The following is a 25,693-nucleotide window of genomic DNA, read 5'->3' as shown; positions in this document are numbered from 1 at the left end:
GAGAGAGACCCATGACCCGCACCGGGCCCGGCGGGCCCGCCGGGCCGACCGACCGACGCGCACCCCACCGTTCCGGTGGATCAGAAGACCAGCACCCCCCGCGCCACCCGCCCGTGGTGCGCGTCGTCGGCGGCCTTGGCGAAGTCCTCCACCGGGTAGGTCTCGGTGACCAGTTCGTCCAGCAGCAGCCGGCCCTCCCGGTAGAGGTCCGCGTACAGGGCGATGTCGCGCTGCGGGCGCGAGGAGCCGTAACGGCAGCCGAGGATCGACTTGTCGAGGTACATCGAGGAGACGACGAACGACGCCTCCGCGCTCGCCGCCGGGACGCCCAGCAGGACGGCCTGGCCGTGCCGGTCCAGCAGGTCGACCGCCTGCCGGATCAGCTCGGTGCGGCCGACGCACTCGAAGGCGTGGTCGGCCCCCTCGGGGAGGATGTCGCGTACGCCGTCGACGCCGGTCAGGAAGTGCGTGGCCCCGAACCGCCGGGCCACCGCCTCCTTCGCCGGGTTGCTGTCGACGGCGACGACGGTGAGCGCGCCCGCCAGCCGGGCCCCCTGGAGCACGTTGAGGCCGACGCCTCCGGTGCCGATGACGACGACGCTGTCGCCCCGGTCGACCTTGGCCCGGTTGAGTACGGCCCCGACGCCCGTGAGGACCCCGCAGCCGATCAGGGCGGCGGAGGTGAGGGGGAGGTCGGCCGGGATCTTCACCGCCTGGACGGCGCGTACCAACGTACGTTCCGCGAAAGCCGAGTTGGAGGCGAACTGGAAGAGCTTCTCGCCCCCGCGCGAGAACGGCCTCCCCGGCCGGCCGATCGCCTTCCGGCACATCGTGGGCCTGCCCCGGTCGCACTGGGCGCAGGCCCCGCAGTTGGCGAGGGTGGACAGCGCGACATGATCACCCGGCCGTACGTGCCCGACGCCCGGGCCGACCGCCTCCACCACGCCCGCCCCCTCATGGCCGAGCACGACGGGGACGGGGAACGGGATCGTGCCGTCGATCACCGACAGGTCGCTGTGGCAGAGCCCGGCGGCGGCCACCGCCACCAGCACCTCGCCGGGGCCCGGATCGCGTATCTCCAGGTCGTCGACGACCTCGGTCCGTGTGCCGTCGAAGACGACGCCTCTCATCTCGGCTCCCTCGGTAGGCCGAGCACCCGCTCGGCGATGATGTTCCGCTGGATCTCGTCGGAGCCGCCGTAGATGGTGTCGGCCCGGCTGAAGAGGAACAGGTGCTGTGCGTCGTCGATGCGGTACGGGTCGGACGCCGACCAGGGCTCGGGGCCGACCGCCCCCGCCTCGCCCGACACCTGCACGGCCAGCTCGCCCAGCCGCTGGTGCCAGCCGCCCCACAGCAGCTTCGCCACGCTGGGCGCTCCCGGGTCGCCGGTGGCGCCGAGGGTGCGCAGGGCGTGCCGGCGCATGGTGACCAGCTCGGCCCACTGGCGTACGAGCCGGGCTCTGACGACCGGGTCGTCGGCGGCCCCGCTCGCCACGGCTGCGGCGACCACCTTCTTCAACTCCGCGGCGAACCCGATCTGTTGGGCGAGGGTGGAGACCCCGCGCTCCAGGGCGAGGAGGCCCGTCGCGACCTGCCAGCCGTTGCCCTCGCCACCGACGAGCTCGGCGGCCCGCGCCCCGTCGAAGAAGACCTCGTTGAACTCGCTGGTCCCCGTCAGCTGCCGGATCGGCCGCACGTCGATCCGGCCCGGCTGGTCCATCTCGACCAGGAGGAAGGACAGACCGCGGTGGCGGGTGGAGCCGGGTTCGGTGCGGGCCAGGACGAAGCACCAGTCGGCGTCCTGGGCCAGCGAGGTCCAGATCTTCTGCCCGGTCACGGTGTACCCGCCCGCGCCGTCCGGGGTGGCGACGGTCCGCACGCCCGCGAGGTCGGACCCCGCGCCCGGTTCGCTGTAACCCTGGCACCACAGGGTCTCGCCCCGGGCGATCGGGGGCAGGTGGCGGCGCTTCTGTTCCTCGGTGCCGTACGTGATGAGGGTGGGGGCGAGGAGGTTCTCCCCGATGTGGCCCATCCGGGGCGGGGCGGCGGAGCGGGCGTACTCCTCGGCCCAGACGACCTGTTGGGCGAGGGCGGCAGGGCGGTTGCCGTAGCGCGCCCCGTCGCCGGCGTCGCCGCCGTCGCCCGGCCACCCGATCCCGATCCATCCGGCCCGCCCCAACTCGCGCTCCCACGCGTGGGGTTCGGGGGCGGGGGTCGCGGCAAGGCGGGTCTCCAGCCAGGTGCGGGCGCGGGTGCGGAACTTTTCGTCCTCGGGCTCGAACCGGAACTCCATGCATGCCTCCTGTCGCTCTGAGGGCTCCGCCCCCAGACCCCCGCTCCTCAATCGCCGGAGAGGCTTGGTTTGTTCGGCTGCCCGCTCCTCAATCACCGGAGGGGCTTGGTTTGTTCGGCCGCCCGCTCCTCAACCGCCGGAGGCCCTCAAAGCCCGTACTGGACGACCGGGGGGCGAAATCAAGCCCGTCCGGCGATTGAGGACCGGGGGGTTCGGGGGCGGAGCCTCCGAGGGCGGTCACTGATTCGGCCGAGCCCCCCGCCTCGCCGCCTCCGCCATCTCCTCCACCCGCGCCAGCATCGGCATCGGGTCCACCCCCACCGTCCCCGGCAGGAACTCCGCGATCCGCTCAGGGGTCCAGGCCGCCCCCTCCGCGTACCCCGCCCGCAGCTCCCTCGGCTGGGCCCAGACCGCGATCTTGGGGCCGGCGATCGTGTAGACCTGGCCGGTGATCTTCTCCGCCCGCGCCCGCTCGCTCAGCAGGTAGACCACCAGCGCCGCCACGTCCTCCGGCTCACCGATCTCCGCGAGCTCCATCGGCACCCCGGCCGACATCCGGGTCCGGGCCACCGGGGCGACCGCGTTGGCCGTGACTCCGTACCGGTGCAGGCCCAGCGCCGCGCTGCGGACCAGTGAGATGATCCCGCCCTTCGCCGCGCTGTAGTTGGCCTGGGACACGCTCCCCTGGTGGTTGCCGCTGGTGAACCCGATCAGCGTGCCCCCGCCCTCCTGCTTCCGCATCACCGCCGAGGCCGCGCGGAAGACCGTGAACGTGCCCTTCAGGTGTGTGGCGAGGACCGGGTCCCACTCCTCCTCGGACATGTTGAACAGCATCCGCTCCCGCAGGATCCCGGCCACGCACACGACCCCGTCGAGCCGCCCGTACTCCGCCAGGGCCGTGTCCACGATCCGCTGCCCGCCCGCCATCGTGGAGATGTCGTCGGCCACCGCGACCGCCGAACCGCCCGCCGCCTCGATCTCCTTGACCACGGACCGGGCGACCTCGCTCGTCGGCTCGGAGCCCTCCACCGAGACGCCGTAGTCGTTGACGACGACCCGCGCCCCCTCCGCCGCCGCCGCGAGCGCGACCGCCCGCCCGATGCCCCGGCCGGCCCCCGTGACGGCGACCACCCTGCCTGCCAAGAAGTTCCCCATGCCCGGCCCCTTCCCGCGGTTTCTGACGGACCGTTAGATTTTACGGGCAGCCCGATGCCCCGGCACAAGACCCAGGAGGTCCCCATGTCCCTGCCGGCCGAGTTCCACGAGATCGCGGGGCGCGTGAACAACTGGGGGCGCTGGGGCGAGGCCGACGAACGCGGGACACTGAACCTGGTCACCGACGCCGTCGTCCGGGAGGCCGTCGCCGCCGTCCGGAGCGGTCGCCGCATACCGCTCGCGCTCCCTCTCCGGCAGGGCGGCGTGCAGAGCGGGCTCATCCCGGGCCGGATCGACCCGCTGCACACGATGGTCCAGATCAACCAGGAGATGTTCGGCCCCGGTGCGGTCGCCACCAGCGACGACGCCGTCACCATGGGGCTCCAGGCCGCGACCCACTGGGACGCCCTCACCCATGTCTCGCACAGCGGCAGGATCTACAACGGCCGCCCGGCGGACACCATCACGGCGCACGCCGGCGCACAGTTCTCCTCGATCGCCGCGGTGGGGCACCTGGTGTCGCGCGGGGTCCTTCTCGACGTCGCGCGCGCCCGGGGCGTGGACCGGCTGTCCGGCACGCACGCCGTCACGCCGGAGGACCTGGACGCGGCGGAGGAGTTCGGGGGCGTACGCGTACGGGCCGGGGACATCGTCCTCGTACGGACGGGGCAGGTACGGGTCCTGCACGCCGGGGACCGGCACGCGTACGGCTATCCGTCACCCGGGCTCTCCGTGCGCACGCCCGAGTGGTTCCACGCCCGGGACGTGGCGGCGGTCGCCAACGACACCCTGACCTTCGAGATCTTCCCGCCGGAGATCGACGACCTGTGGATGCCCGTGCACGCGCTCCACCTCGTCGAGATGGGCATGCTCCAGGGCCAGAACTGGGACCTGGAGGCGCTGTCCACAGCCTGTGCGGAGGAGGAGCGGTACGCCTTCCTGCTCACCGCCGCGCCGGAGCCGTTCACCGGGGCCACCGGATCACCGGTCGCCCCGGTCGCGGTCCTGTAGCGGCCCCCGAGCCCCTGGGCCCGCCGTCCGTACGCGGGCGGCTCAGGCCAGGTTGGTGAAGAGGCAGGAGGGCGACTCGCGCACCTCGGAGTCCCGCACCACGACCGGCGGCGGAGCCTGGGGGGCGACCACCGGGCCGCCCCGGTCGATCTCGCACCAGATCTGCTTCCCGGCCCCCTCCGGCTGCCAGCCCCAGCGGTCCGCGAGGCCGTCCACCAGCTCCAGGCCCCGGCCGCCGGTGTCCTCGCCCGCCGCATGCCGCTGGCGCGGGGGGCAGTCACTGGCGTCCGCGACCTCGACCCGGACGGTCCCGCCCGTACCGGAAGCGCCGGACGTGCCGAACAGCATCCGCAGCACGGCCGGGCAGCCCGTGTGGACGACCGCGTTGGTGACCAGCTCCGAGATCAGCAGGATGAGCGTCTCGGCGAGCGGCTCGTCATCCCCTATCCCGGATCCGACCAGACGCGACCGCGCCCATCTACGGGCCCGCCCCACCTCCGCGGGGTCCGGGCCGACCTCCAACTGAACCTGAAGCACCTGCACCGCTCACACCATCCGAACCGGCGGACACATCGCCTCGCGCCTCCTCAGGGTCACGGAACGTGATTCCCTTACGCGACAGCATGGTTGACGTACAGTCACCGCAACAAGCGCTTCGGGCATATTCCAGCGCGAAGGAGTACCCGTGGTGCATACTGTGCGACGCACGTTGCGGGGAGTCGAACAAGAGCGCGCCGGCACCGCAGGAATCGCTTCCCGGGCAGGCCCGGCACATCTCCTCGGGGTACGCGCGAGGCGCATCGTCCGGACCGGAGCCGCCGCACAGGCCGCCCCCGGATCGCCCGGTTCCAGAACCACTCGCATCCCACGGAGCGTACCCGAGCGCGGCCCCGACTCCGCCCGGTGACGAATCACGCAAAGGACACAACCCGGTATCGACACCGGCCGACTCCGCTGTGTCACCCTCGGCCCTCCACTTCCGATCTCCGCCGGCCGTGGGCCGCCGAGCCGCCGGACAGCGGTCCCGCGGGGCCCAGAGCGGCGGCCAGAACCTCTTCCGCCTCCGCCGCCGTGAGCCACCGGGCGGCCCGGAGCCAGGCCCGTTTCAGGTGGAGGTGAACATCTGCCTCCCAGGTGAACCCCATACCGCCGTGGATCTGGAGGCAGTCCCGCGCGTTGCGGACGGCCGCCTCGTCGGCGAGCAGCTTGGCCGCCGCGACCTCCACCGGGTCGCCGGTGACGGCGGCCGCGTAGACGGCGCCACGGGCCGGTTCGGTGCGGGCGAGCATGTCGGCGCAGAGGTGTTTGACCGCCTGGAAAGATCCAATGGGCGTTCCGAACTGTTCGCGCGCACGGGCGTGTTGAACGGCTGTTTCGGTGGTACGGGTAGCGCTGCCGAGTTGTTCGGCGGCGGTGAGGAGCGCCCCTTCGCAACGGAGTGCGCCGGGGTACGCCTCCGTGACCGGCTCACGCCCCTCCACCTCGTGCAGCGGAGTCAGCGGGTCCATCGACCGTACGGGCCGGGCCTCGGCCGCGAAGGCGCGCAACGCCTCCCCGGTGAGTGCGCCGGATCCCGCCAGCACCGCGTCCGCGCCCCCCAGGTGCGCCACCGGCAGGCCCCCCTCCGCGACGGTCACCACCGCCTCCCCCTCGGCCGCCCCTTCCACCAGGCCCGCCGCCAGGTGCGTGGCGACCAGGGGGCCCGGCAGCAGCGCCCGGCCCGCCTCCTCGAAGAGCAGCACCGCCTCCGGCAGCCCGAGCCCCACCCCGCCCGCCTCCTCCGGCAGCCGCAGCGCGAAGAACCCGGCCGCCCCCAGCTCCCGCCACAGCCCCCGGTCCACCGCCCCGCCCCGCTCCACCGCCGCCCGCATCCGGTCCCGGTCGAACACCGCGCCGAGCAGGTCGCGCATGCCGGACCGCAGGGCCCGCTGGTCGTCCGAGAGCTGGAAGTCCACGGTGGCCTCAGCGCCCCTTCGGCAGGCCGAGGATGCGCTCGGCGACGATGTTCCGCTGGATCTGCGAGGTGCCGGCGGAGATCGTGTACGAGAGGGAGGAGAGCCGGTCCAGGACCCATTCCCGGTCCACGTCGAACGCGCCCTCCGCCCCCAGCACCTCCGCCGCCGCCTCGTACAGCTCCTGCCGGGCCCCGGAGTAGCGCAGCTTGAAGACGGACCCGCCGACGCCCGGGACCCCGCCGGTGCGCTGCGACTCCCCCACGTTCCACTGGGTCAGCCGCCACAGGGCCCGGAACTCGGCGTTCAGGCGGCCCAGGCGGCGGCGCAGCACCGCGTCGTCCCACCGCCCGTTCCGCCGGGCCTCGGCGGCCAGGGCGTCCAGGGTGCGGCGGCAGGCGACGACCTCGCCGACGAAGGCCGTACCGCGTTCGAAGGACAGGGTGACCATGGTGACCCGCCAGCCGTCGTTCTCGGCCCCGACCCGGTTCCCTGCCGGCACCCGGACCTCGTCGAGGAACATCTCCGCGAACTCCGTCGACCCGGCCAGCGTCCGCAGCGGCCGGACCGTGACGCCGGGCGCGTCCATGGGCAGGGCCAGCCAGCTGATCCCCCGGTGCTTCGGCGCGTCCGGGTCCGTGCGCACGAGCAGCTCGCACCAGTTCGCCACCTCCGCGTGCGAGGTCCAGATCTTCTGCCCGCTGACCACGTAGTCGTCCCCGTCGCGCACCGCCCGCGTCCGCAGCGCGGCCAGGTCGGAACCGGCCTCCGGCTCGCTGAACCCCTGGCACCAGATCTCCTCGCCGCGCAGCACCGGCGGCAGCCAGCGGGCCCGCTGCCCGGGCGTCCCTTCGGCGGCGATGGTCGGGCCCGCGTGCAGCAGCCCGACGAAGTTCGCGCCGACGTACGGGGCTCCGGCCTTCTCCGTCTCCTCCAGGAAGATGAGGTGCTGGGTCGGGGTCGCGCCCCGCCCGCCCGCGTCCACCGGCCAGTGCAGCCCCGCGTACCCGGCGTCGTACAGCCTGCGCTGCCAGGCCGTGTCGTACGCCCGGCGCGCGGGCCAGTCGTCGGGCGAGGGCTTCGGCGGGACGGCCGGGAGCACGGCGGCCAGCCACTCGCGCAACCGCGCCCGGAACTCCCTCTCCGCCTCCGTGTCCGCGAGATCCACCGCCCTGCCCCCGCCTACTCGTCCAGGTCCAGGCCGAGCATCCGGATCGCGTTCCCGCGCATCAGTTTGTGGACGGTCGCCGCGTCCAGGCCCTTGACGTGGTCGAGCGCGACCTCCTTGGTGTGCGGGAAGGTCGAGTCCACGTGCGGGTAGTCGGTCTCGAAGGTGGCGTTGTCGCGGCCGACGACGTCGAGCGAGGCGATGCCGTGCTTGTCGCGGAAGAAGCAGCAGAACATCTGCCGGTAGTAGTACGTGGACGGCGGCTCGGGGATCAGATCGCGCACCCCGCCCCACGCCCGGTGCTCCTCCCACACGTCGTCGGCGCGCTCCAGGGCGTAGGGGATCCATCCCATCTGGCCTTCGCTGTACGCCAGTTTGAGCGTCGGGAACCTGACCAGCACCCCGCTGAAGAGGAAGTCCATCATCGAGGCCATCGCGTTGTTGAAGGAGAGCGACGCCTGTACGGCCGGGGGCGCGTCCGGGGACGCGGCGGGCATCTGGGAGCTGGACCCGATGTGCATGTTGACGACGGTGCCGGTCTCCTGGCAGACGGCGAAGAACGGGTCCCAGTAGCCGGTGTGGATGGACGGCAGCCCCAGGTGGGTCGGGATCTCGGAGAAGGTCACCGCGCGCACCCCGCGCGCCGCGTTCCGCCTGATCTCCGCCACCGCGAGGCCGATGTCCCAGAGGGGGATGATGCAGAGCGGGATCAGCCGGCCGCCGCTGTCGCCGCACCACTCCTCGACCATCCAGTCGTTGTAGGCGCGCACGCAGGCGAGGGCGACCTCCTTGTCGTGCGCCTCGGCGAAGGTCTGCCCGCAGAAGCGCGGGAAGGTGGGGAAGCAGAGGGACGCCTCGACGTGGTTGAGGTCCATGTCCTTGAGGCGTTCGGCCGGATCCCAGCAGCCGGGCCGCATCTCGGCCCGGGTGATGCCCTCCAGGGTCATGTCGTCGCGGTCGAAGCCGACCGCGGCGATGTTCCGCTTGTACGGGAACTTCAGGTCCTCGTAGATCCACCAGTCGGTGGGCGGCCCGTCCGGGTCCATCGTGATGACGTACTTCCCGCCCGTGTACGCCAGTTCCCCGATGCCCGCCGTCAGCGGCCGCGGCCCGCGCTCGCGGTACTTCGCGGGCAGCCAGACGGCGAAGAGGTGCGCGGGTTCGATCACGTGGTCGTCGACGCTGACGATCCGGGGCAGTTCCGTATCCGTCGTGGTGCCGTCATCCGTCATGGTGTGTCGTCCCCTCCGGCGCACCTGCCGACCGTGCCGTCCCCAGGCGCTTTCTGATGGTCCGTCAGATTGGATTGCGGCACTCAGGCTAGCCCCGCACCCCTGGACCGACAAGGCGCGGAGCCCTACGCTCTCCGCAATATCTGACTGGCCGTCAGTTCGGAGGGATCCCTGTGACCGCCGTGAACGACGTGACCGCGACCGCGTACGCCCTGGGCGGCTCCCGCACCTTCTGGGAGCTGGTCGAAGCCCGGGCCGCCCTCACCCCCGACCGCCCGGTCCTGCTCCAGGAGGACCGGACCCTGACCTTCGGGCAGGTGCGGGACCGGGCCGAACGCGTCGCCGCCGGGCTGTACGGGATGGGCGTGCGGGCGGGCAGCGTGGTGGCCTGGCAACTGCCGACCCGGCTGGAAAGCGCCCTGCTCTGCTTCGCCCTGACCCGGCTCGGGGCCGTACAGACGCCGGTCATCCCCTTCTACCGGGACCGCGAAGTGCGGTTCGCGCTACGGGAGTCGGGGGCCGCGTTCTTCGCCGTGCCGGGCGTGTGGCGCGGCTTCGACCACACCGCGATGGCCGAGCGGATCGCCGGGGAACTGCCCGAGCCGCCGTACGTCTTCGAGGCGTACGACGTCCTCCCCGACGGCGACCCGGCCGTGCTGCCGCCCCCGCCGGAGCCGTCGTCGGGCGAGGAGGTGCGCTGGATCTACTGGACCTCGGGCACCACCTCCGACCCCAAGGGGGTCCTGCACACCGACCGCGGCCTGATCGCGGCGGGCTCGTGCCTCGCGCACGCCCTGCGGCTCTCGGCGGACGACGTGGGCTCGATGGCGTTCCCGTACGCGCATGTCGCCGGGCCCGACTACACGGTGATGCTGCTGCTGTACGGGTTCCCGGCGGTGATGTTCGAGCAGTTCGCGCTGCCGGACGCGCTGGCCGGCTACCGGCGGCACGGGGTGACCGTGGCGGGCGGGTCGACGGCCTTCTACGCGATGTTCCTGGCCGAGCAGCGCAAGGACCCGGGCACGCCGCTCATCCCCTCCCTCCGGCTGCTGGCGGGCGGCGGAGCGCCCAAGCCGCCGGAGGTGTACCACGCGGTGGTGCGGGAGATGGGGGTCCAGCTCACCCACGGGTACGGGATGACCGAGGTCCCGATGATCACCATGGGCGCGCCGGACGACACCCCGGAGCACCTGGCCCTCACCGAGGGCCGGCCGCCGGAGGGGATGGAGATCCGGATCACCGACGAGCACGGGAAGCCGCTCCCGTACGGCGTGGAGGGGGAGGTGCGGCTGCGCGGGGAGGCGGTCTGCCGGGGGTATCTGGACGCCGCGTCCTCGGCCGCCGCCTTCGACGCGGAGGGGTTCCTGATCACCGGGGACCTCGGCCGGCTCCGGGAGAGCGGGCACCTCACGCTCACCGGGCGGCTGAAGGACGTCATCATCCGCAAGGGCGAGAACATCTCCGCCAAGGAGATCGAGGACCTGCTCCACCAGCACCCGGGCGTGGCCGACGCGGCGGTCGTCGGGCTCCCCGACGCCGAGCGCGGCGAGCGCGTGTGCGCGGTGATCGAACAGCCGCCGGGCGCGCCGCCCCTCACCCTGGCCGAGGTCTCGGCCCATCTGCGGGACGCGGGGCTCTCGGTCCACAAGGTGCCGGAGCAGGTGGAGGTGGTGGACGCCCTGCCCCGCAACGAGACGCTGCGCAAGGTGCTGAAGTACCGGCTGCGGGAGCGCTTCGGCGGGGGCGCCTGAGCGGGTTCACGAGGATGCCCGAGCGGGTTACGGGGGCGGCGCGGCCACCCCCGTACGCCTGCCGGAGGTTACTTGGCGTCCGGCTCGATCACCGTGAAGTACACGGCGAGCGCGCCCACCACATCGCTCTCGGCGATCAGCCCGTCCCGGTCGGTGTCCAGGGACTGGGCCGCGATCCCCGCGATCTCCGCGCCGGCCCCCAGGACCCGGAGCGCCCGCTCCACGGAGGGCACCGACGCCCGGCCGCCCTCGTTCTCGCTGTCCGCGACCGCGATCGCCGCCCGCAGGAAGGGGCGGGCGATCTCCGCGAACCGCTCGGGATTGTCCCGCAGCCGCTTCACCGCCCCGCCGACGAACTCCTCACGGGTGACCCGCTGGTCCCCGTCCACGTCGGCGATCCCCGCCATGCCCTGCCAGAACGCCTCGGCCCCGGTGTAGAGCGCCTGGCCCTTGTCGCAGCGGGCCGTCGTACCGAACTCGGTGAGCAGACGGGCGGCTGCGGCGTTGAAATCGGCGCGATCGATGTAGCCGTTGCCGTCCTGGTCGAAGGCCGCGAAACGGTGCGCGATCTTTCGCTCGTACTCTGCGCTGTCCATGCGGGGAGCGTACGTCGCCCGGGGCCTTCACGTGTCACCGAGCGACGCCTCCTGTGTGACAACCTCGCTTCAGCACCGGCCGCCACGGGCCCGTCACCGCCGCGCTCAGGCCGTCAGGGGCTCGGACGCCTCGTCCACGGCGGACACCGCGTCGGGGTAGACGTCGAAGAGTCTGCGCACGCCCAGCGCGCCCAGCACCTTGTTGACGTGGGAACCGTCCTCCGCGCCCCGGGCCGGGAGGATCAGCCGCAGCCGGCCGCCGCAGGACTTCATGAGCCGGCGCGAGGCGATCAGCACGTTCACACCGCTGGAGTCGCAGAAGAAGACGCCGGACAGATCGAGCACCACGTCGTGCTGCCCCTCCGCCACCGCCTCGTGGACGGACTGACGCACGACGGGTGAGCTCACGAGATCGAGTTCACCGCTTATCCGCAACACGGTCCAGTCGCCCTGCTCGGTCTCGTCCACCTTCAGCGTCACGCGACTGGACCTCTCGTTCCGGGGCTCCCGGAAATCCGGAAGTTTCCGTTCCTCCTCGCGGCTGCCCAACCGCACATCCATGAAACACCGCCCTGCCCTCCGAGGCCCAGGGGGTTTCCGGTGGAAATGATCACTTCGGCCGGTTTTCCCTGCTCAGGGCCGCCGGATCGGACGAGGACGGCCGAAAAGGATTCCTGGCGTCCACTCCGCCCCTACATCGGACCTTTGCCGCAAAGGACACCGGACAGTTGCGGCAAAGGCAGGTGCGCGGCGCTCGGGGCGGACTACATTCGGACGACGAGGGAAGGGGCTGGACCCAGAGGGGGTCCAGGACGGATCCCGCCGGGCGGATCCACCGGGTGGACGCAGGGCGGGTCCGGGCGGATCAAGGCGGATCAAGGCCGATGACGGAGCTGGGCACAGGGCCGGGGGCTGGGGGTTTCATGGCGAAGGACGCACCGCCCCGCTGGGACCGCACGATGCAGCAGAGGCTGGCACGCGGTGAGGCGGCGGCGCTCGGCGAGCTCTACGACCGGTTCGCCGCCCTCGTGCACAGCCAGGCGCACCGGATGCTCGACGACGAGGACGCCGCCGACCTGGTGACCCGCGAGGTCTTCGCCCAGGTCTGGGAGAACCCGGAGGCGTACGACCCGAAGCAGGGCTCGATGCGCTCCTGGGTGGCCCGGCTCGCCCACGGCCGGTCCGAGCAGCGGCTCCGCCGGTCGGCGGCCTCTTCGTACGAGGAGGAGCACGGCGAGGGCGCGGTGCCGGACCCGGAGGAGCTGGAGCGACGGGTGCGCAGTGCCACCGCGGCGGCCCGCGCCGACTACATCGTGTCCTCGATGCCCGTCTCGCTGCGGCAGGCGCTGGAGCTCGCGTATGTGCAGCGCCGGGACTACCGGCAGGCCGCGGCCGACCTCGGCGTCACCGAGGACGAGGCCCGCCGCCGGCTGCGGCTCGGCCTCCAACTGCTGTCCACCGCGAACACCCGCCCGCTCGGCGGAGCCCCGTCGTCCGGTTCCCCGTCGCCCGGTCACGGACAGACCCGATGAACGGGGACGGGCGCGAGAGCAGGGGACGCGACGACGAGGTGCGGGGCGCGCGACGCATACCGGGTCCCCGGGGCCCGGCGGACGACCTCGACCTGGAGGCGGTGGAGCGGACTCCCCTAGCGGAAGGTCCTGTAGCGGAAGGTCCTGTAGCGGACGCTCGCGTAGCGGATGCCCCCGTAGTGGAAGTTCCCGCAGGGGAAGCTCCCGTGGTGGAAGTTCCCGCAGGGGAGGCTGCCGTAGCGGAAGATCCCGTGGACGAAGCCCCCGTGGACGAGGACGACGTACCGGGCCACGACCCCGAGGCGGACCCGCCCCTCGCCGCCGTGACTACCGCCGCCGCGACCGCCGCGACCCCGGTCCTCTCCCACCGGGTCCTCAAGGCCCTCCTCGGCGCCTGGGCGCTCTCCGCCTGTTCGGCCGAGGAGACCGCGGCCGTCGAGGAGCACCTCACCGACTGCGCGCCCTGCGCGGAGGAGGCGCTGCGGCTGCGGGACGCGGTGGGGCTGCTGCACACGGACGGCTCGTTGGACCTCGACCCGACCCTGCGGAGCCGGGTGCTGGACGGCTGCCTGGGACGCCGCCCGGCCCTGGTCCCGGTGCCGGAGTGGGCCACCCCGTACGACGCCGAGACCGCCCGGCTGGACGCGCTGCTGAGGGACATCGGGGACTCCGACTGGCACGCGCCGGTGCGGCTCCAGTGGTTCGAGGACGAGCACGCGGTCGCCCGCAGGACCACGGTCGCCGGAGTGATCGGCCATCTGATGGCCGTCGACGGGCTGGTCGCCGCCGCGCTCGGCCTGGACGACCCGCTCGGCCCCGCCGACGCGCCGCTCTCCCCCACCCGCCGCACCGAGACGTACTGGGCGGCCACGCGCCCGCCCGCCACCCGGGCGGTCCGCGAGCCCTGGCGGGACCTGACCCACGAGCTGATCCGTTCGGCGTCGCTCGCCGGGCCGGACGCCGCCGAACGCCCCGTCTCGTACGGGGAGTTCGCCCTGCCGCTCCAGGACGCGCTGCTGGACCGGGCCTTCGAGTGCTGGGTGCACGGCACGGACATCGCCGACGCGGTGGCGTACCCGTACAAGCCGCCGTCCGCCGCCCATCTCCACCGGATGATCGACCTGGCCGCGCGGCTGCTCCCGGCCACCCTCGCGGCACGCCGCCGTGCGGGGCTCGCCGCACCGGCCAGGGACCTGGCGGCGGCCGGGGAGCCCGGCCGGTCCGTCCACCTGGAGGTGGAGGGGCACGGCGGCGGTGACTGGTACATCTCGCTGGACTCACCGGACGCGGAGGGCTCGCGCGACCGGGCGGTGGCGCAGGTGGCCCTGGACGGGGTGGAGTTCTGCCAGCTGGTCGCGGGCCACATCTCGCCGGTGGAGGCGGCGGCCGGTCAGGAGGGCGACCGCGAGGCCATCCGCGACGTACTGTTCGCGTCGGCCTCGCTCAGCCGCCTGTAGCCGCCTGTAGCCGCCCGTGAGAGAGCTGCTAGTTGAAGATCACCGTGCGGCGGCCGTTGAGCAGGATGCGCCGCTCCGCGTGCCACTTCACCGCGCGCGCCAGCGCCTGGCACTCCACGTCCCGGCCGATCGCGACGAGCTGGTCGGGGGTCACGTCGTGGCCGACGCGCTCGACCTCCTGCTCGATGATCGGGCCCTCGTCGAGGTCGGCGGTGACGTAGTGCGCGGTGGCGCCGATCAGCTTCACACCGCGCGCGTGCGCCTGGTGGTAGGGCTTGGCGCCCTTGAAGCTCGGCAGGAACGAGTGGTGGATGTTGATGATCCGGCCGCTCAGCTGCTTGCACAGGTCGTCCGAGAGGACCTGCATGTAGCGGGCGAGGACGACCAGCTCGACGTCCTCCTCGCGGACGAGCTCCAGGAGCCGCGCCTCGGCCTCCGCCTTGTTGTCCTTCGTCACCGGGAGGTGGCGGAAGGGGATGCCGTACGAGGCGACGAGCTCGGCGAAGTCCGTGTGGTTGGAGACCACGGCCGCGATCTCGACCGGCAGCGCTCCGGTACGGGAGCGGAACAGCAGGTCGTTGAGGCAGTGGCCGAACTTGCTGACCATCAGCACGATCCGCATGCGCTCCGCCGCCCGGTGGATCTGCCACTCCATCCGGAACGCCTCGCCGATCGCGGCGAAGCTGGCGCGCAGCTTGTCGACCGTGACCGTGGTGTCCGCCGAGAAGTGGACGCGCATGAAGAACAGACCCGTGTCGTGGTCCCCGAACTGCTGGCTGTCCTCGATGTTGCAGCCGGTCATGAAGAGGTAGCTGGAGACGGCGTGCACGATGCCCTGTTTGTCGGGGCAGGAGAGCGTGAGGACGTACTGCTCGGGCAGGGCGGTGTCCGAGGCGGCCGGGGTGCCGGTGGGCTGCGGTGCGGTCATCCTCGTAGGGTGCCACAGCCGCCCGGTGCCGGGCGGCCGTGGTCAGCATGCGGCCCCGGCCGCCGTGTCCGCCGTCGTCGTCGCGCGGCCGTGTCCCCGGCCGTCACGCCGCCGTGATCGTCAGGCCGCCCGCGTCATGATCCGGATGACGTCCAGCGAGCGCGGCGGGATGTCCGGGTCCTCGGCGTCGTTCGTGGCGAGCATCACATGCGCCTCGCGGGCCGCCTGGACCGCCTCCGGCCAGCCGGGGTGCTCCAGATAGGCGGAGACGGGGGCGTCCGCGCCGACCTGGTGCATGATCCGCAGGACCCGCAGGGCGGCGGCGTCCACGGCGGCCGCCTCGGCGGAGTCCCGGAACATGGTGCCGACGTACTTCTCGGCGGACCAGTTGTCGAGCCAGGTGTCCTCGACCAGGCGGTACACGGCGTCGGTGACGTCCCCGTACCCCTCCCGGCCGGCGAGCCAGCACTCGTGGTGGAAGACGGGGTCGGAGAGCATGTGCAGCGCCGAGCGCACGTTGGTGCGCCAGCGCCACCACGGCATGTCAGTGAGCGGCATGCCGCCCATGGTGGAGGAGCGACGGCCGCGACGGGAAGAGTTCTCCGAACCTTGCTGCACGATCGTCGATCGTACGTTCCTGTGAGGCGGGCCCGCGCGGCCCCCCGCAATTCACCTGGACGTCACCGAGCGTTGAGCACCGCACACCACGGCGTTACACCGGGGGCGGGAGCGTTGCTTTCCATGACCGGACGGAGACGTACCGCCTTCCCCCGCCCCTTCCCCTCCCTCATCGGTACGGCGGCTGCCGGTGCGCTGCTGCTGTCCGGCTGCGGCGTGCTCCCCGGCGGCTCGGGGGGCTCCGGGGAGCCCGTCACCGTGATGACCTGGGCCCCCGACAAGGTGGACGACGCCGACGCGGTGAGCACGCCGGGCGTCCCCGCGATGGCCAAGACGTACGCCCGCTGGATCAACGACCAGGGCGGCATCGACGGCCGCGAGCTGCGGGTGATCGTCTGCGACGAGGGCGACAGCGCCATGGGCGCGGAGCGGTGCGCCCGGCAGGCCGTCGACCGGGAGGTGGCCGCGGTCGTCGGTTCGTACAGCCGGCACGGCCAGAGCTTCATGCCGGTGCTGGAGTCGGGCGGCGTCCCGTACATCGGCGGCTACGGCGCGTCCGACGAGGAGTTCCGCAGCTACCTCTCCTACCCGGTCAACGGCGGCCAGTCGGCGCTGCTGGCGGGCCACGGGCGGCAGTTGGCGCGCGGCTGCGACCGGGTCTCCCTGGTGCGCCCGGACTCGCTCGGCGGCGCCCGGATGCCGCAGCTCCTCAACACCGGGCTGCTGGCCGCCGACCGGCCCGAGTCCACCGACATCCTGGCCCCGGAGAACGCCACCTCCTACGACGAGCAGGCGGCGAAGGCGCTGAAGCCGGGCGCGGGCGGCAGCTGTGTCACGGCCGTGCTCGGCAGCCGTACGGAGACCTTCTTCGACTCCTTCCGCCGGCTGAAGCCGCAGGGCGAGCGGGTCAAGATCTCCTCGGTGCTGGGCAGCGTCAGCCAGCCGCTCATCAACCGCACCGGCGGCCGCGAGAGCCCGTTCGAGGGGGCCTACATCACCGGCTGGTACCCGGACGCGGGCGACGCGCGATGGAACGGGATGCGCGAGGTGATCCGGAAGTACGCCTTCGGGGACAACAGCATCGACCCGGACGACACCGGCGTGCAGACGACCTGGATCGCGTACACGGCCCTGCGGGCGGTCGTGGAGGCGATCGGCGACGACACGGTCACCGCGAACAAGGTGGCCTCCTCGCTCAACCGGGGCGCCGAGGTGGACACGGGCGGCCTGACCCCGGTGCTCCGCTGGCGCTTCAAGGACCTGCTCGGCACCTCGCCCTACCCGCGCATCGTCAACGCGGACGTGACGTTCCAGGTGGTGCGGGAGGGACGGCTGATCGCCTACAAGAAGGGCTTCGTGGACGTCGCGGAGGCCCTGTCGGACGCCCGGCGCACGGGGGCCGGCCGCTCGGCCGACCGCACGGGCTCCCCGTCGCCGGACGCGCCCTAGGGTATTTCCGGCGGATCAGGGGCCGGACCTGGTCAGGATCCGCCGGACACACCCTAGAGCTCGACGGGGGTGTGCGTGGTCAGGCCGTACTTCTGGGCGATCGCGTTCCACAGCCCGGACGCTTCCTGCTTGGCCTTGGTGGCCTCGCCGCTCTGCCGGTTGGCGCGGGCCGTCTCGTTGGTCGACCTGGCCTGACCGCCCTTGCAGACGTGCTTGCTCTTCTTGGCCTGCCGGGCCCAGGTGGCGTAGTGCTCGTCGGCCGCGGCGGATGCCTTCCACGCCCGGGTCAGCGAGGACGTCAGCGCCGCGTGCTGCGGCAGCTTGTCCAGGGTCAGGCCGTCCAGCCGGGTCACCAGGTCGCGGCGCTGCTGGGCGGCGTCCCGGAGATCGGTGTTCGCCTGGTCCAGCTCCTTGCAGGACTTGATCTTCTCGACCGCGCTGATCACCGCCGCCCGGCTGTTGTTGCTGTCGGCCAGCAGCTTGTCCAGCGCCTCGGCCTGCGGCTTCGCGGGGTCGACGGCCGCCTTCGTGGTGGGGCTCTGAGCCGGTGAACTCTGCGAGGCGACCGGCTGCTTGTCGTCCTTGCCCTTGTCGTCGCCGCTGGTGCTCAGCAGCGCGCCCGCGCCAAGTCCGACGACCGCGCAGCCGACGACGACCGCGGCGATGAGCGGAATGTGGGCCGCGCGCCTGCGCGGGGCGTCCCCGGTGTCGCGTACAGGGGGCTCGTCCGCCCCTCCCGCGCCCCTGAGGCCCTGGAGGCCCGACTGGTAGCCCTGCGACGCCTGGGGCGGCAACTGGCCGCCCGGGTAGGGCTGCTGGGGCCGGTGGGCCTGGCCCTGCCCCGGGGCGGGGTGCTGGGCGTGGCCCTGGGCCGGGTACCCCTGCCGGGGCGGCTGCTGCGCCGCGTCGAAGCGCGGCATCTGCTGCGTCGAGCCCGCGGGCTCCTCCGTGCGGAACAGGTTGTCGAACTCGGCGGGCGGCTGCCGGTGGTCCTCCGGCGCGCCCGGCCTGATCCCGTACGGTGCCCCTCCGGGCACCGGGGGTATGTACTGCGTCGCGTCGGCGTCCCCGCCCGGCTGCGGCAGCCCGCCCTGCGGCATCCCGCCGGGGCCCGCGCCGCCCGGGACCGGCGCGATGTACTGCGTGGCGTCCACGTCCCCGCCAGGGGCCCCCGGCACGGCCTCCGGCGGCAGCGGCTGGGCGTACGACTGGGGCTGCGGCTGAGACTGCTGGGGGTGCTGGGACTGGGGATGGTGCGGCTGGGACTGGGAGTGCTGGGGGTGAGGCTGTTGCGGCTGGTACTGCTGTGGCGGCTGGGGCTGGTACTGCTGCTGGTACGGGTCGGAGTGCTGCGGCTGCTGGTACGCCCCCGCCACCTGCCCGTACGCCTGCCCCTGCTGCTGTTGCTGGGGCGGGTACCCGTACGTTCCCGGGGCCTGCGGGTCCGGCTGCTGCGGGGCGTCCGACTGCGGCCCCCAGGGCCGGCCCCACGGCTGCCCGCCGGCGGGCGCCGCCTGCCCGCCCTGGCCGTCCTGTCCGCCCTGGCCGGCGGTGGGCGCCCCCGGGTGCCAGGGGGCGCCGCCGTCGGCGGGCAGCACGACACCTTCGTGCGCGGGTCGTCCAGCGGGGAGCTCCTGCTCGCCGCCCTGTCCGCTCTGCGTCACCGGGACTCCTACGTGTGAACCAACGGAATCGTCAGCTCACGCTATCGGGTGGCCGCCCGGCTCCGCCAAGCGCGTGGTCCCCCTCACCACCCCTTCACAGGGTGGGTAACATCCAGCCCGCCCGAGGCGCTGTTAAGGGCCGCTCCGGCGCACCCCCCTCCCCGCTCCGGCGCGTCCTCCTCCCCCACCGCCTCCTCTCACGCCGCCTGGAGCTCCAGCCGCTCGCCGAACTCCCGGACCGCGGGCTCCTGCCCGTACGGCGCCAACCGCCGCTGGAGGTCGTCGAGATACTCGGCCCCCCGGCTGGAGCGCACCGTCCCCAGCAGCTCCATCGCCCGCGTCCCCGTGTGGCAGGCGCGCTCCACCTCGCGCTGCTGCACCTGGGCCGAGGCCAGCAGCACGAGCCCGATGCCCCGGCGCCTGGCCCGGGTCTCCGGCAGGGCGGCCAGCGCCTGCTTGGCCCGCCGCGCGGCCTCGGGCGCCTGGCCCAGGTCCCGGTGGCAGTGGGCCAGTTCGTCCGCGAGGTAGCCGGTGTCGAAGTGCGCGATCCAGTCCGGGTCGTCGCCCGTCTCCGGATCGGCCTGCTCCAGCGCGGCGACCGCCCGCCCCATCACCACCTGGCAGGTCCGGGCGTCCCCGAGCAGCGCGTGGCCCCGGGCCTCCGCCGCGTAGAACATCGCCTGGGCGCGGGGGGTGACCTGGCCCCGGGCCCCTTCCTGGGCGGCGCGGGCGAGTTGGGCGATCTCGCGCGGGTTGCCGAGCTGGGCGGCGAGGTGGCTCATCGAGGCGGCCAGCACATAGCCGCCGTACGCCCGGTCCCCGGACGCCTGGGCGAGCCGCAGCGCCTGGATGTAGTAGCGCTGGGCGAGGCCGGGCTGACCGGTGTCGACCGCCATGTAGCCGCCGAGTTCGGTGAGGCGGGCGACGGCGGCGAACAGCTCGCGGCCGACCTGTTCGCGATACGCCCCCGAAAGCAGGCCGGAGACCACGCTGTTGAGGTAGTGCACCAGCACCGGGCGGACATGGCCGCTGCCGAAGCGGTGGTCGAGGTCGGTGAGGGCGGTCGTCATCGCCTTCACCGCCGCCACGTCCGCCATCCCGACCCGGGCCCCGGCCACCCGTTCGACCTGGGGGTCCTTGCCGGAGATCAGCCAGTCGCGGCTGGGCTCGACCAGCGCGGATGCGGCGACGGCGGAGCCGGTGAGCAGATCGCGGCGGCCGACGTCGCTGCGCCACAGCTCGCAGACCTGCTCGATCGCCCCGGCCACGGTCGGCGCGTACTGGAGGCCCACGCCGGAGGCCAGGTTCTTGCCGTTGGCCATGCCGATCTCGTCGATGGTGACCGTACGCCCGAGCTTGCGGCCGAGCGCCTCGGCGATGATGCCCGGGGCCCGGCCCCTGGGTTGCTGTCCGCGCAGCCAGCGGGCCACGGACGTCTTGTCGTACCGCAGATCGAGGCCGCGTTCGGCCCCGACCATGTTGACGCGGCGCGCGAGGCCCGCGTTGGAACAGGCGGCTTCCTGGATGAGCGTCTGGAGCCGTTCGTTGGGCTGGCGGGCTACGAGTGGCCTTGCTGCCATATTTCCCCCTGGAACAGTCTGAAATGCCTGGATCCGCAGATACACGGATACGCGGTGATCGATGGAAGGATCACTGCCCGTCGCATACACAAGAAATGCGCATATTCCATCGGCATTCGGTACGGGCATGGCGAGTTGCCCGGCCCCGCTGGGTGCTACCCGCGCATCGGTCCACCGCCTCACGCGCGCCCCCGCCCGTGCTCCGATGCGCCCCGCGTGCGGAATCGATGCGCCGTGACCCGGTCCGCCACGCCCGTAACCCCGGTCAGCGGCGGTAGTTGTGCTGGTCGTGGAAGAGCCCATCGGAGTCATGGAAGCCGCACAGGTCCCCCAGCAGCGGAGCGAGCATCTGCTCGACGCCGCGGTGCGGTACGCGGAAGAGCGGCATTGGGACGTGTTCCCCGGCGCCTGGCTGGAGGCGGTGGAGGGCAGGGAGCGGTGCTCCTGCGGCGAGGCCGCCTGCGCCCTGCCGGGGGCCCACGCGGACCGGCCCGACTGGGCGGGAGCGGCGACCGGCAGCGGTGCGGCCGCCCGGCGCATGTGGACCCGGCAGCCGCGCGCCTCGGTGCTCCTGCCGACCGGCCGCGCGTTCGACGCGCTGGAGGTCCCGGAGTCGGCCGGGTTCCTGGCGCTGGCCCGGATGGAGCGGATGGACCTCACGCTCGGCCCGGTGACCCGCACGCCCGACCGCCGGATGTTCTTCTTCGTGCTGCCCGGCGCGGCGGCCAAGTCCTCCGAGCTGGTGCGCGCCCTCGGCTGGAACGCCGAGGCGATCGGCCTGACCGGACGCGGCGAGGGCCATTACGTCGCCGCCCCGCCGACCCGGTTCGGCGGGCGCGGGGCCGTGCAGTGGGCCCGCAGGCCCACCCACGCCAACCGCTGGCTGCCCGATGTGGACGAGCTGATCAGCCCACTGGCGTACGCCTGCGCCCGCGAGGCGGCGGACGCCCGCACCCGGGCTTCCTGAGCACCCTTGCGGTTCCAGGGCCGGAAGGGGTCTTTCGTAGGCAGGGCCGGAAGGGGTCTTTCGTAGGGTGGTCCCCACCTATGGGGATATCGAAAGGCTGTGCCATGCCGGACCGGGCAGATGCGCGTACGAAGACAGACGCCGCGGCGGGCGGTGCGCGGACCGCGCCCCCCGCTGTGCGCGTACAGGGGCTGTGGAAGCGGTTCGGGGACCAGGTCGCCGTGTCGGGGATCGATCTGGAGCTGCCGGCCGGGAAGTTCGTCGGCCTGGTCGGGCCCAACGGGGCGGGCAAGACGACCACGCTCTCCATGGTCACCGGGCTGCTGAGACCCGACATGGGGAAGATCGAGGTGGCGGGCCACGACGTGTGGACGGACCCGGTCGCGGTGAAGTCCCGGATCGGGGTGCTGCCGGAGGGGCTGCGGCTCTTCGAGCGGCTGTCGGGGCGCGAACTGCTCGCGTACAACGGGCGGTTGCGCGGGCTGCCGGGGGACGAGGTCGACAAGCGGGCGGGCCAGCTCCTGGACGTACTGGATCTCGCGGGCTCGCAGCACAAGCTGGTGGTCGACTACTCGACCGGGATGCGGAAGAAGATCGGGCTGGCCGCAGCGCTCCTCCACAACCCGGAAGTGCTCTTCCTGGACGAGCCGTTCGAGGGCGTCGACCCGGTGTCGGCGCAGACCATCCGGGGGGTGCTGGAGCGCTACACCCGCTCCGGGGCGACCGTGGTGTTCTCCAGCCATGTGATGGAGCTCGTCGAGTCGCTGTGCGACTGGGTGGCCGTGATGGCGGCGGGCCGGATCAGGGCCCAGGGCACCCTGGCCGAGGTGCGCGGCGACGCCCCCTCGCTCCAGAACGCCTTCCTCGAACTGGTCGGCGCGAGCGGCCGGGACGCCGGCGACTCCCTCGACTGGCTGGGCGGCTCCCGATGAGCGTGCTGGACGCCCCCGTCGCCGCCGCCGCTCCGGCCGCGCCGACGACAGGTCTGACCCCGGTCTTCGTACGGCTGAAGCTGACCATCCTGCGCAACGGGCTGCGGCAGTCGGCCGGACGGACGACGGCGTTCGTCGTCTCCCTCGTCTTCGCGCTGCTGGTCGCCGCCGGCCAGGTGCTCGGACTGATCCTGCTGCGCGGCAACGAGCACGCGGGGACGGTCGCGGTGCTGCTCACGGCCTTCGTGGCGCTCGGCTGGGCGGTGCTGCCGCTGTTCTTCCCGAGCGGCGACGACACCCTCGACCCGACCCGGCTGGTGATGCTGCCGCTGCGGCCCCGGCCGCTGATCCGGGCCCTGCTGGTCTCGTCGATGATCGGCATCGGCCCGCTGTTCACCCTCTGCCTGGTCGTCGGCTCGGTCCTCGCGCTGGCGCACGGGGCGGCGGGCATGGTGTTCGCGGTGCTCGGGGTCCCGCTGGCGATGCTGCTGTGCGTGGCGCTGTCGCGGGCCGTCACCACCGCCAACGTACGGCTGCTCAACTCCCGCAAGGGCCGCGACCTCGCGGTGCTCAGCGGGCTGGTGATCGCGGTGGGCATCCAGTTCGTCAACTTCGGCGCGCAGCGGCTCGGCCAGGCCGGCGGGCTCTCCGCCCTGGAACCGGCGGCGAACGTGGCCCGCTGGCTGCCCGGCGCCTCCGCGATAGCGGCGGTGGACGCGGCGTCGGGCGGTTCGTACGGGGTGGCGGTCGTCCAGCTGCTGATCACGGCGGCGGCCCTGGTGGCGCTGATGTGGATGTGGCAGCGGAGCCTGACGAAGCTGATGACCTCGCCGGACGGCTCGACGCTGGCCGCCGCCGCGCCGGCCCGCAAGGAGGGCCGCAAGGACAAGGAGCCGGGCTCCGGCCGCGCCGGCGGGCTCTCGGGGCTGCTGCCCGAGGGGCGTACGGAGACGGTGGTGCGGCGGAGCCTGCGGTATGTGGCCCGGGACCCGAAGACCAAGGCGGCCTGGGTGACGGCGCTGGCGATCGGCGCGATCGTGCCGCTGCTCAACGCGCTCCAGGGCACCGGCTCGGTCTACTTCGCGTGCTTCGTCGCCGGGATGCTCGGCATGCAGATGTTCAACCAGTTCGGCCAGGACACCTCCGCCTTCTGGATGGTGGCCCTGACGATCTCCTCGACCCGGGACGCGTACGTCGAGCTGCGGGCCCGGGCGCTGGCCCTGCTGCTGATCACGCTGCCGTACACGCTGGTCGTCTGCCTGGTGACGGCGGCGATACTGGGCGACTGGCAGCCGCTGCCGGGCGTCATGGGCCTGTCCTTCGCGCTGCTGGGCGCGATGCTGGCGATCGGGGCGTTCGCCTCGGCGCGCTTCCCGTACTCGATCCCGCAGGAGGGCGCGTTCAAGAACGTGGCCCCCGGGCAGGGCGGGATCGCGTGGATCTCCATCCTCGGCGGCATGCTGGCCGCGCCGGTGCTGGCCGGACCGGTGATCGCGCTGACGATCTGGCTGCACGTAGCTGACCACCGCGACGCCCTGTGGCTGGTGATCTTGGCCGGGCTCGGTTACGGCGCGTTCCTCGCGTGGGCGGGCCTGAGGATCGCCGCACGGCGTACGGCGAACCGGCTCCCGGAGATCCTGACGGCGGTCAGCAAGGGGTGAGCGCCCGCCGGGCCGGGGCTCAGGGGGTGAGCCCCCACTCGGCCGGGCTCAGGGGGTGAGCGCCGGGGGGTGTCACGGGGCGACCGGCTCCCGGTCGTCCCGGGCGTCCTCGGCGAGCTGCTCCAGGAACGGCTCCACCGCCGCCCGCCAGCCCTCCGGCTGGTCGTAGTGGACGAGGTGGCCCGCGTCCGCCACCTCCGCGTACTGGCCGCGGGGCAGGACGCGGACCATCTCCTGGGCCTCGGCCCGGCCCAGCTCCCCGTCGAGCCCGCGCAGCACCAGGGCGGGGCACCGCACCTGGGTCAGCTCCTCCCAGTGCGCGTCGAAGACCCAGGTGGCGCGGGAGCTGAGCATCTGGCCGCGGGAGAAGACGGGCCGCCAGCCGTCCTCCGTCTCCGCCATCACCTCGGCGTAGAACTCGCCGCGCGAGGGGTTCGGCCGCTCCACCCAGGGGTCGTCCTCCCCGAACCACTTCCGCACGTCGGCGAGGGTGGCGAAGGGCAGCGGCCAGGACGCGAACCAGTCGCTCCACTCGCGCTGCGAGGCGGCCCCGAGGGCGGAGGCCCGCATGTCGCAGATGACGACGGCGCGGACCAGGTCGGGGCGCTTAGCGGCGAGCTGCCAGCCGGTGAGCGCGCCCATGGCGTGGCCGACGACGGTGACGGGGCCCAGCCCGAGCTGTTCGATCGCGGCCTCGGCGTCGGCGACGTACGCGTCACGCGTGTACGGTCCGTCCGCGGGCTTGTCGCTGCGGCCGTGGCCGCGCTGGTCGAGGCCGACCGCGCGATACCGCTCGGAGAGCCAGCGGGCGGTGGGGGCCCAGTGGGAGGCCCGGCCCATCAGTCCGTGCAGCAGTAAGACCCCGGGAGCGCGGTCCGCCTCCGGACCGTCCGCTTCCACGCGCTCCTTGGGCGGATCCGCGAACTCCCACGCCGCGAGGCGTACGCCGTCGAAACCGGTCACATCGATGCGCCGCACCATAGTCCTGGCACCCCCTTCTGGTCCTCGATCACCATGGGTCCTCGGTCACCGCGGTCATCACGCGGCCGCGACGGCCAGGCTATCGAACTCTTATTCGAAAACGGCGATCCGCCGCTCAACACCCCACCTTCGAGTGACACCCGTCGAGGATTGCCGCCGCCGGCCGTGGGGAGATCTTCAACGGGAGGCGGGCCGCTCGGGGACAGGGGCCCGCAGGGATTGACCTTGGGAGCTCGGGGCTCCGGGTCAGCACAGGGGAGGACAGACCCCGGCGCCTTCGGGTGCCGGGGTCGCCCCTTGTCCACGACAACGATGGCAGAGGAGGGGCGAGCCCCGGCGGGAGCGCTCTCGGCCGGGGCCCTCACGGCCGGAAGGCTGACGGCCGGGGCGCTCTCGGCCGGGGCGCTCTCGACCGGGGCGCTCTCGGCCGGAACGCTGACGGCCGGGGCCCCCACGGCCGGAGCGTCCCTGACCAGACCGTCCCTGACCTGGGCGTCCGGGAGCGTGGCAGCCACCGTGCGATGAGCGTGCCGGTACGACGGGCGCATCCCCTGCTCCCTCCCCGACCGTGCCGGCCGCGACCGGCCGGCACCCCCAGGTCATATGCCTGGCCTCAGCCTGGCACGCGATCCGCCCGCCCGCTGCTGTTACGCCGGGAAACCCACCCCGGCCCACTCCAGCGAGTCCGGCCCGCCCCAGCCCGTCCGGCGTTCGAGGACGGAACCCTCGCGGAGGCGACCCGCGCTACCGACGCGGGCCCGGGGCG

General features: G+C 73.1%; 22 protein-coding genes. 8 read left to right on the top strand and 14 right to left on the bottom strand.

What is annotated here, in order from left to right:
• Nucleotides 1–80 precede the first annotated feature (80 nt).
• From ACLJPL_RS07410 to ACLJPL_RS07400, 3 genes are all read right to left on the bottom strand, one after another.
• On the bottom strand, nucleotides 81–1,130 hold the full coding sequence (locus tag ACLJPL_RS07410; protein WP_411079883.1) for a Zn-dependent alcohol dehydrogenase: 1,050 nt from the start codon (nucleotides 1,128–1,130) through the stop codon (nucleotides 81–83).
• Nucleotides 1,127–2,293, bottom strand: a complete 1,167-nt coding sequence (locus ACLJPL_RS07405; RefSeq protein WP_411079882.1) for an acyl-CoA dehydrogenase family protein — start codon at nucleotides 2,291–2,293, stop codon at nucleotides 1,127–1,129. The genes ACLJPL_RS07410 and ACLJPL_RS07405 overlap by 4 nt, the downstream gene beginning before the upstream one ends.
• Nucleotides 2,294–2,530: 237 nt before the next feature.
• Complete coding sequence (locus tag ACLJPL_RS07400; RefSeq protein ID WP_411079881.1) at nucleotides 2,531–3,448, bottom strand: SDR family oxidoreductase; 918 nt, start codon at nucleotides 3,446–3,448, stop codon at nucleotides 2,531–2,533.
• A gap of 84 nt (nucleotides 3,449–3,532) precedes the next feature.
• On the opposite strand from ACLJPL_RS07400, the gene ACLJPL_RS07395 reads away from it, so the two are divergent.
• Nucleotides 3,533–4,459, top strand: a complete 927-nt coding sequence (locus ACLJPL_RS07395; protein ID WP_411079880.1) for a cyclase family protein — start codon at nucleotides 3,533–3,535, stop codon at nucleotides 4,457–4,459.
• A gap of 42 nt (nucleotides 4,460–4,501) precedes the next feature.
• On the opposite strand, the gene ACLJPL_RS07390 is transcribed toward ACLJPL_RS07395, so the two are convergent.
• The 4 genes from ACLJPL_RS07390 to ACLJPL_RS07375 all read right to left on the bottom strand — a co-directional run bounded on the left by ACLJPL_RS07390 (nucleotide 4,502) and on the right by ACLJPL_RS07375 (nucleotide 8,811).
• On the bottom strand, nucleotides 4,502–5,002 hold the full coding sequence (locus ACLJPL_RS07390) for an ATP-binding protein (protein ID WP_411079879.1): 501 nt from the start codon (nucleotides 5,000–5,002) through the stop codon (nucleotides 4,502–4,504).
• Nucleotides 5,003–5,418: 416 nt separating this feature from the next.
• Nucleotides 5,419–6,414, bottom strand: a complete 996-nt coding sequence (locus ACLJPL_RS07385) for an acyl-CoA dehydrogenase family protein (RefSeq protein WP_411079878.1) — start codon at nucleotides 6,412–6,414, stop codon at nucleotides 5,419–5,421.
• 7 nt (nucleotides 6,415–6,421) lie between these two features.
• Nucleotides 6,422–7,579: an acyl-CoA dehydrogenase gene (locus ACLJPL_RS07380; RefSeq protein WP_411079877.1), complete on the bottom strand. Its 1,158-nt coding sequence runs from the start codon at nucleotides 7,577–7,579 to the stop codon at nucleotides 6,422–6,424.
• Nucleotides 7,580–7,593: 14 nt separating this feature from the next.
• A complete protein-coding gene (locus tag ACLJPL_RS07375) occupies nucleotides 7,594–8,811 on the bottom strand; it encodes an amidohydrolase family protein (protein WP_411079876.1) in 1,218 nt (405 codons plus the stop codon).
• 173 nt (nucleotides 8,812–8,984) lie between these two features.
• Here ACLJPL_RS07375 and ACLJPL_RS07370 point away from each other — a divergent pair, with 173 nt between their 5' ends.
• A complete protein-coding gene (locus tag ACLJPL_RS07370; protein WP_411079875.1) occupies nucleotides 8,985–10,562 on the top strand; it encodes a class I adenylate-forming enzyme family protein in 1,578 nt (525 codons plus the stop codon).
• A gap of 68 nt (nucleotides 10,563–10,630) precedes the next feature.
• On the opposite strand, the gene ACLJPL_RS07365 is transcribed toward ACLJPL_RS07370, so the two are convergent.
• Together ACLJPL_RS07365 and ACLJPL_RS07360 are read right to left on the bottom strand one after the other, a co-directional pair.
• Nucleotides 10,631–11,158 (bottom strand): EF-hand domain-containing protein, encoded by a 528-nt coding sequence (locus ACLJPL_RS07365; protein ID WP_411079874.1) that lies wholly within the window; start codon nucleotides 11,156–11,158, stop codon nucleotides 10,631–10,633.
• 105 nt (nucleotides 11,159–11,263) lie between these two features.
• The gene (locus tag ACLJPL_RS07360; RefSeq protein WP_411079873.1) at nucleotides 11,264–11,638 is read right to left on the bottom strand and encodes an STAS domain-containing protein; all 375 of its coding nucleotides are present in this window, start codon (nucleotides 11,636–11,638) and stop codon (nucleotides 11,264–11,266) included.
• Nucleotides 11,639–12,081: 443 nt separating this feature from the next.
• Between ACLJPL_RS07360 and ACLJPL_RS07355 the strand changes: the two genes are divergently transcribed.
• Nucleotides 12,082–12,690, top strand: a complete 609-nt coding sequence (locus ACLJPL_RS07355; RefSeq protein ID WP_411079872.1) for an RNA polymerase sigma factor — start codon at nucleotides 12,082–12,084, stop codon at nucleotides 12,688–12,690.
• On the top strand, nucleotides 12,687–14,147 hold the full coding sequence (locus tag ACLJPL_RS07350; protein WP_411079871.1) for a zf-HC2 domain-containing protein: 1,461 nt from the start codon (nucleotides 12,687–12,689) through the stop codon (nucleotides 14,145–14,147). Before ACLJPL_RS07355 ends, ACLJPL_RS07350 begins: the two co-directional genes overlap by 4 nt.
• Nucleotides 14,148–14,175: 28 nt before the next feature.
• Here the strand turns inward: ACLJPL_RS07350 and purU are convergent, their stop codons facing one another.
• Nucleotides 14,176–15,075: a formyltetrahydrofolate deformylase gene (gene purU, locus ACLJPL_RS07345; RefSeq protein ID WP_411079870.1), complete on the bottom strand. Its 900-nt coding sequence runs from the start codon at nucleotides 15,073–15,075 to the stop codon at nucleotides 14,176–14,178.
• Between the two features lie 120 nt (nucleotides 15,076–15,195).
• Nucleotides 15,196–15,642: an SCO4402 family protein gene (locus ACLJPL_RS07340; protein WP_411080040.1), complete on the bottom strand. Its 447-nt coding sequence runs from the start codon at nucleotides 15,640–15,642 to the stop codon at nucleotides 15,196–15,198.
• A gap of 174 nt (nucleotides 15,643–15,816) precedes the next feature.
• Here ACLJPL_RS07340 and ACLJPL_RS07335 point away from each other — a divergent pair, with 174 nt between their 5' ends.
• Nucleotides 15,817–17,142 carry an ABC transporter substrate-binding protein gene (locus ACLJPL_RS07335; protein WP_411079869.1) on the top strand — a complete coding sequence of 442 codons (1,326 nt, stop codon included), beginning with the start codon at nucleotides 15,817–15,819 and terminating at the stop codon, nucleotides 17,140–17,142.
• Between the two features lie 53 nt (nucleotides 17,143–17,195).
• Here ACLJPL_RS07335 and ACLJPL_RS07330 read toward each other — a convergent pair whose 3' ends face one another.
• Both ACLJPL_RS07330 and ACLJPL_RS07325 read right to left on the bottom strand, forming a co-directional pair.
• Complete coding sequence (locus ACLJPL_RS07330; RefSeq protein WP_411079868.1) at nucleotides 17,196–18,806, bottom strand: hypothetical protein; 1,611 nt, start codon at nucleotides 18,804–18,806, stop codon at nucleotides 17,196–17,198.
• A gap of 197 nt (nucleotides 18,807–19,003) precedes the next feature.
• Nucleotides 19,004–20,386: a transcriptional regulator gene (locus tag ACLJPL_RS07325; RefSeq protein WP_411079867.1), complete on the bottom strand. Its 1,383-nt coding sequence runs from the start codon at nucleotides 20,384–20,386 to the stop codon at nucleotides 19,004–19,006.
• Nucleotides 20,387–20,666: 280 nt separating this feature from the next.
• Here ACLJPL_RS07325 and ACLJPL_RS07320 point away from each other — a divergent pair, with 280 nt between their 5' ends.
• The 3 genes from ACLJPL_RS07320 (at nucleotide 20,667) to ACLJPL_RS07310 (ending at nucleotide 23,946) form a co-directional block, all read left to right on the top strand.
• Nucleotides 20,667–21,353 carry a bifunctional DNA primase/polymerase gene (locus tag ACLJPL_RS07320; protein WP_411079866.1) on the top strand — a complete coding sequence of 229 codons (687 nt, stop codon included), beginning with the start codon at nucleotides 20,667–20,669 and terminating at the stop codon, nucleotides 21,351–21,353.
• Nucleotides 21,354–21,457: 104 nt separating this feature from the next.
• Complete coding sequence (locus tag ACLJPL_RS07315) at nucleotides 21,458–22,285, top strand: ABC transporter ATP-binding protein (protein ID WP_411079865.1); 828 nt, start codon at nucleotides 21,458–21,460, stop codon at nucleotides 22,283–22,285.
• The gene (locus ACLJPL_RS07310) at nucleotides 22,282–23,946 is read left to right on the top strand and encodes a transporter (RefSeq protein WP_411079864.1); all 1,665 of its coding nucleotides are present in this window, start codon (nucleotides 22,282–22,284) and stop codon (nucleotides 23,944–23,946) included. The genes ACLJPL_RS07315 and ACLJPL_RS07310 overlap by 4 nt, the downstream gene beginning before the upstream one ends.
• Nucleotides 23,947–24,018: 72 nt before the next feature.
• On the opposite strand, the gene ACLJPL_RS07305 is transcribed toward ACLJPL_RS07310, so the two are convergent.
• Nucleotides 24,019–24,927 (bottom strand): alpha/beta fold hydrolase, encoded by a 909-nt coding sequence (locus ACLJPL_RS07305; protein WP_411079863.1) that lies wholly within the window; start codon nucleotides 24,925–24,927, stop codon nucleotides 24,019–24,021.
• Nucleotides 24,928–25,693 lie beyond the last annotated feature (766 nt).

The organism is Streptomyces sp. cmx-18-6 (assembly GCF_046548915.1).
GTDB lineage: Bacteria > Actinomycetota > Actinomycetes > Streptomycetales > Streptomycetaceae > Streptomyces.
The sequence above is the reverse complement of the archived record's forward strand: the minus strand, read 5'-3'. Positions and strand labels throughout refer to the sequence as shown.

Coding starts and splice junctions, on each gene's coding strand:
- ACLJPL_RS07410 (WP_411079883.1), bottom strand. CDS start 1,130: ATGAGAGGCGTCGTCTTCGACGGCACACGGACCGAGGTCGTCGACGAC.
- ACLJPL_RS07405 (WP_411079882.1), bottom strand. CDS start 2,293: ATGGAGTTCCGGTTCGAGCCCGAGGACGAAAAGTTCCGCACCCGCGCC.
- ACLJPL_RS07400 (WP_411079881.1), bottom strand. CDS start 3,448: ATGGGGAACTTCTTGGCAGGCAGGGTGGTCGCCGTCACGGGGGCCGGC.
- ACLJPL_RS07395 (WP_411079880.1), top strand. CDS start 3,533: ATGTCCCTGCCGGCCGAGTTCCACGAGATCGCGGGGCGCGTGAACAAC.
- ACLJPL_RS07375 (WP_411079876.1), bottom strand. CDS start 8,811: ATGACGGATGACGGCACCACGACGGATACGGAACTGCCCCGGATCGTC.
- ACLJPL_RS07365 (WP_411079874.1), bottom strand. CDS start 11,158: ATGGACAGCGCAGAGTACGAGCGAAAGATCGCGCACCGTTTCGCGGCC.
- ACLJPL_RS07355 (WP_411079872.1), top strand. CDS start 12,082: ATGGCGAAGGACGCACCGCCCCGCTGGGACCGCACGATGCAGCAGAGG.
- ACLJPL_RS07350 (WP_411079871.1), top strand. CDS start 12,687: ATGAACGGGGACGGGCGCGAGAGCAGGGGACGCGACGACGAGGTGCGG.
- purU (WP_411079870.1), bottom strand. CDS start 15,075: ATGACCGCACCGCAGCCCACCGGCACCCCGGCCGCCTCGGACACCGCC.
- ACLJPL_RS07340 (WP_411080040.1), bottom strand. CDS start 15,642: ATGGGCGGCATGCCGCTCACTGACATGCCGTGGTGGCGCTGGCGCACC.
- ACLJPL_RS07335 (WP_411079869.1), top strand. CDS start 15,817: ATGACCGGACGGAGACGTACCGCCTTCCCCCGCCCCTTCCCCTCCCTC.
- ACLJPL_RS07325 (WP_411079867.1), bottom strand. CDS start 20,386: ATGGCAGCAAGGCCACTCGTAGCCCGCCAGCCCAACGAACGGCTCCAG.
- ACLJPL_RS07315 (WP_411079865.1), top strand. CDS start 21,458: ATGCCGGACCGGGCAGATGCGCGTACGAAGACAGACGCCGCGGCGGGC.
- ACLJPL_RS07310 (WP_411079864.1), top strand. CDS start 22,282: ATGAGCGTGCTGGACGCCCCCGTCGCCGCCGCCGCTCCGGCCGCGCCG.
- ACLJPL_RS07305 (WP_411079863.1), bottom strand. CDS start 24,927: ATGGTGCGGCGCATCGATGTGACCGGTTTCGACGGCGTACGCCTCGCG.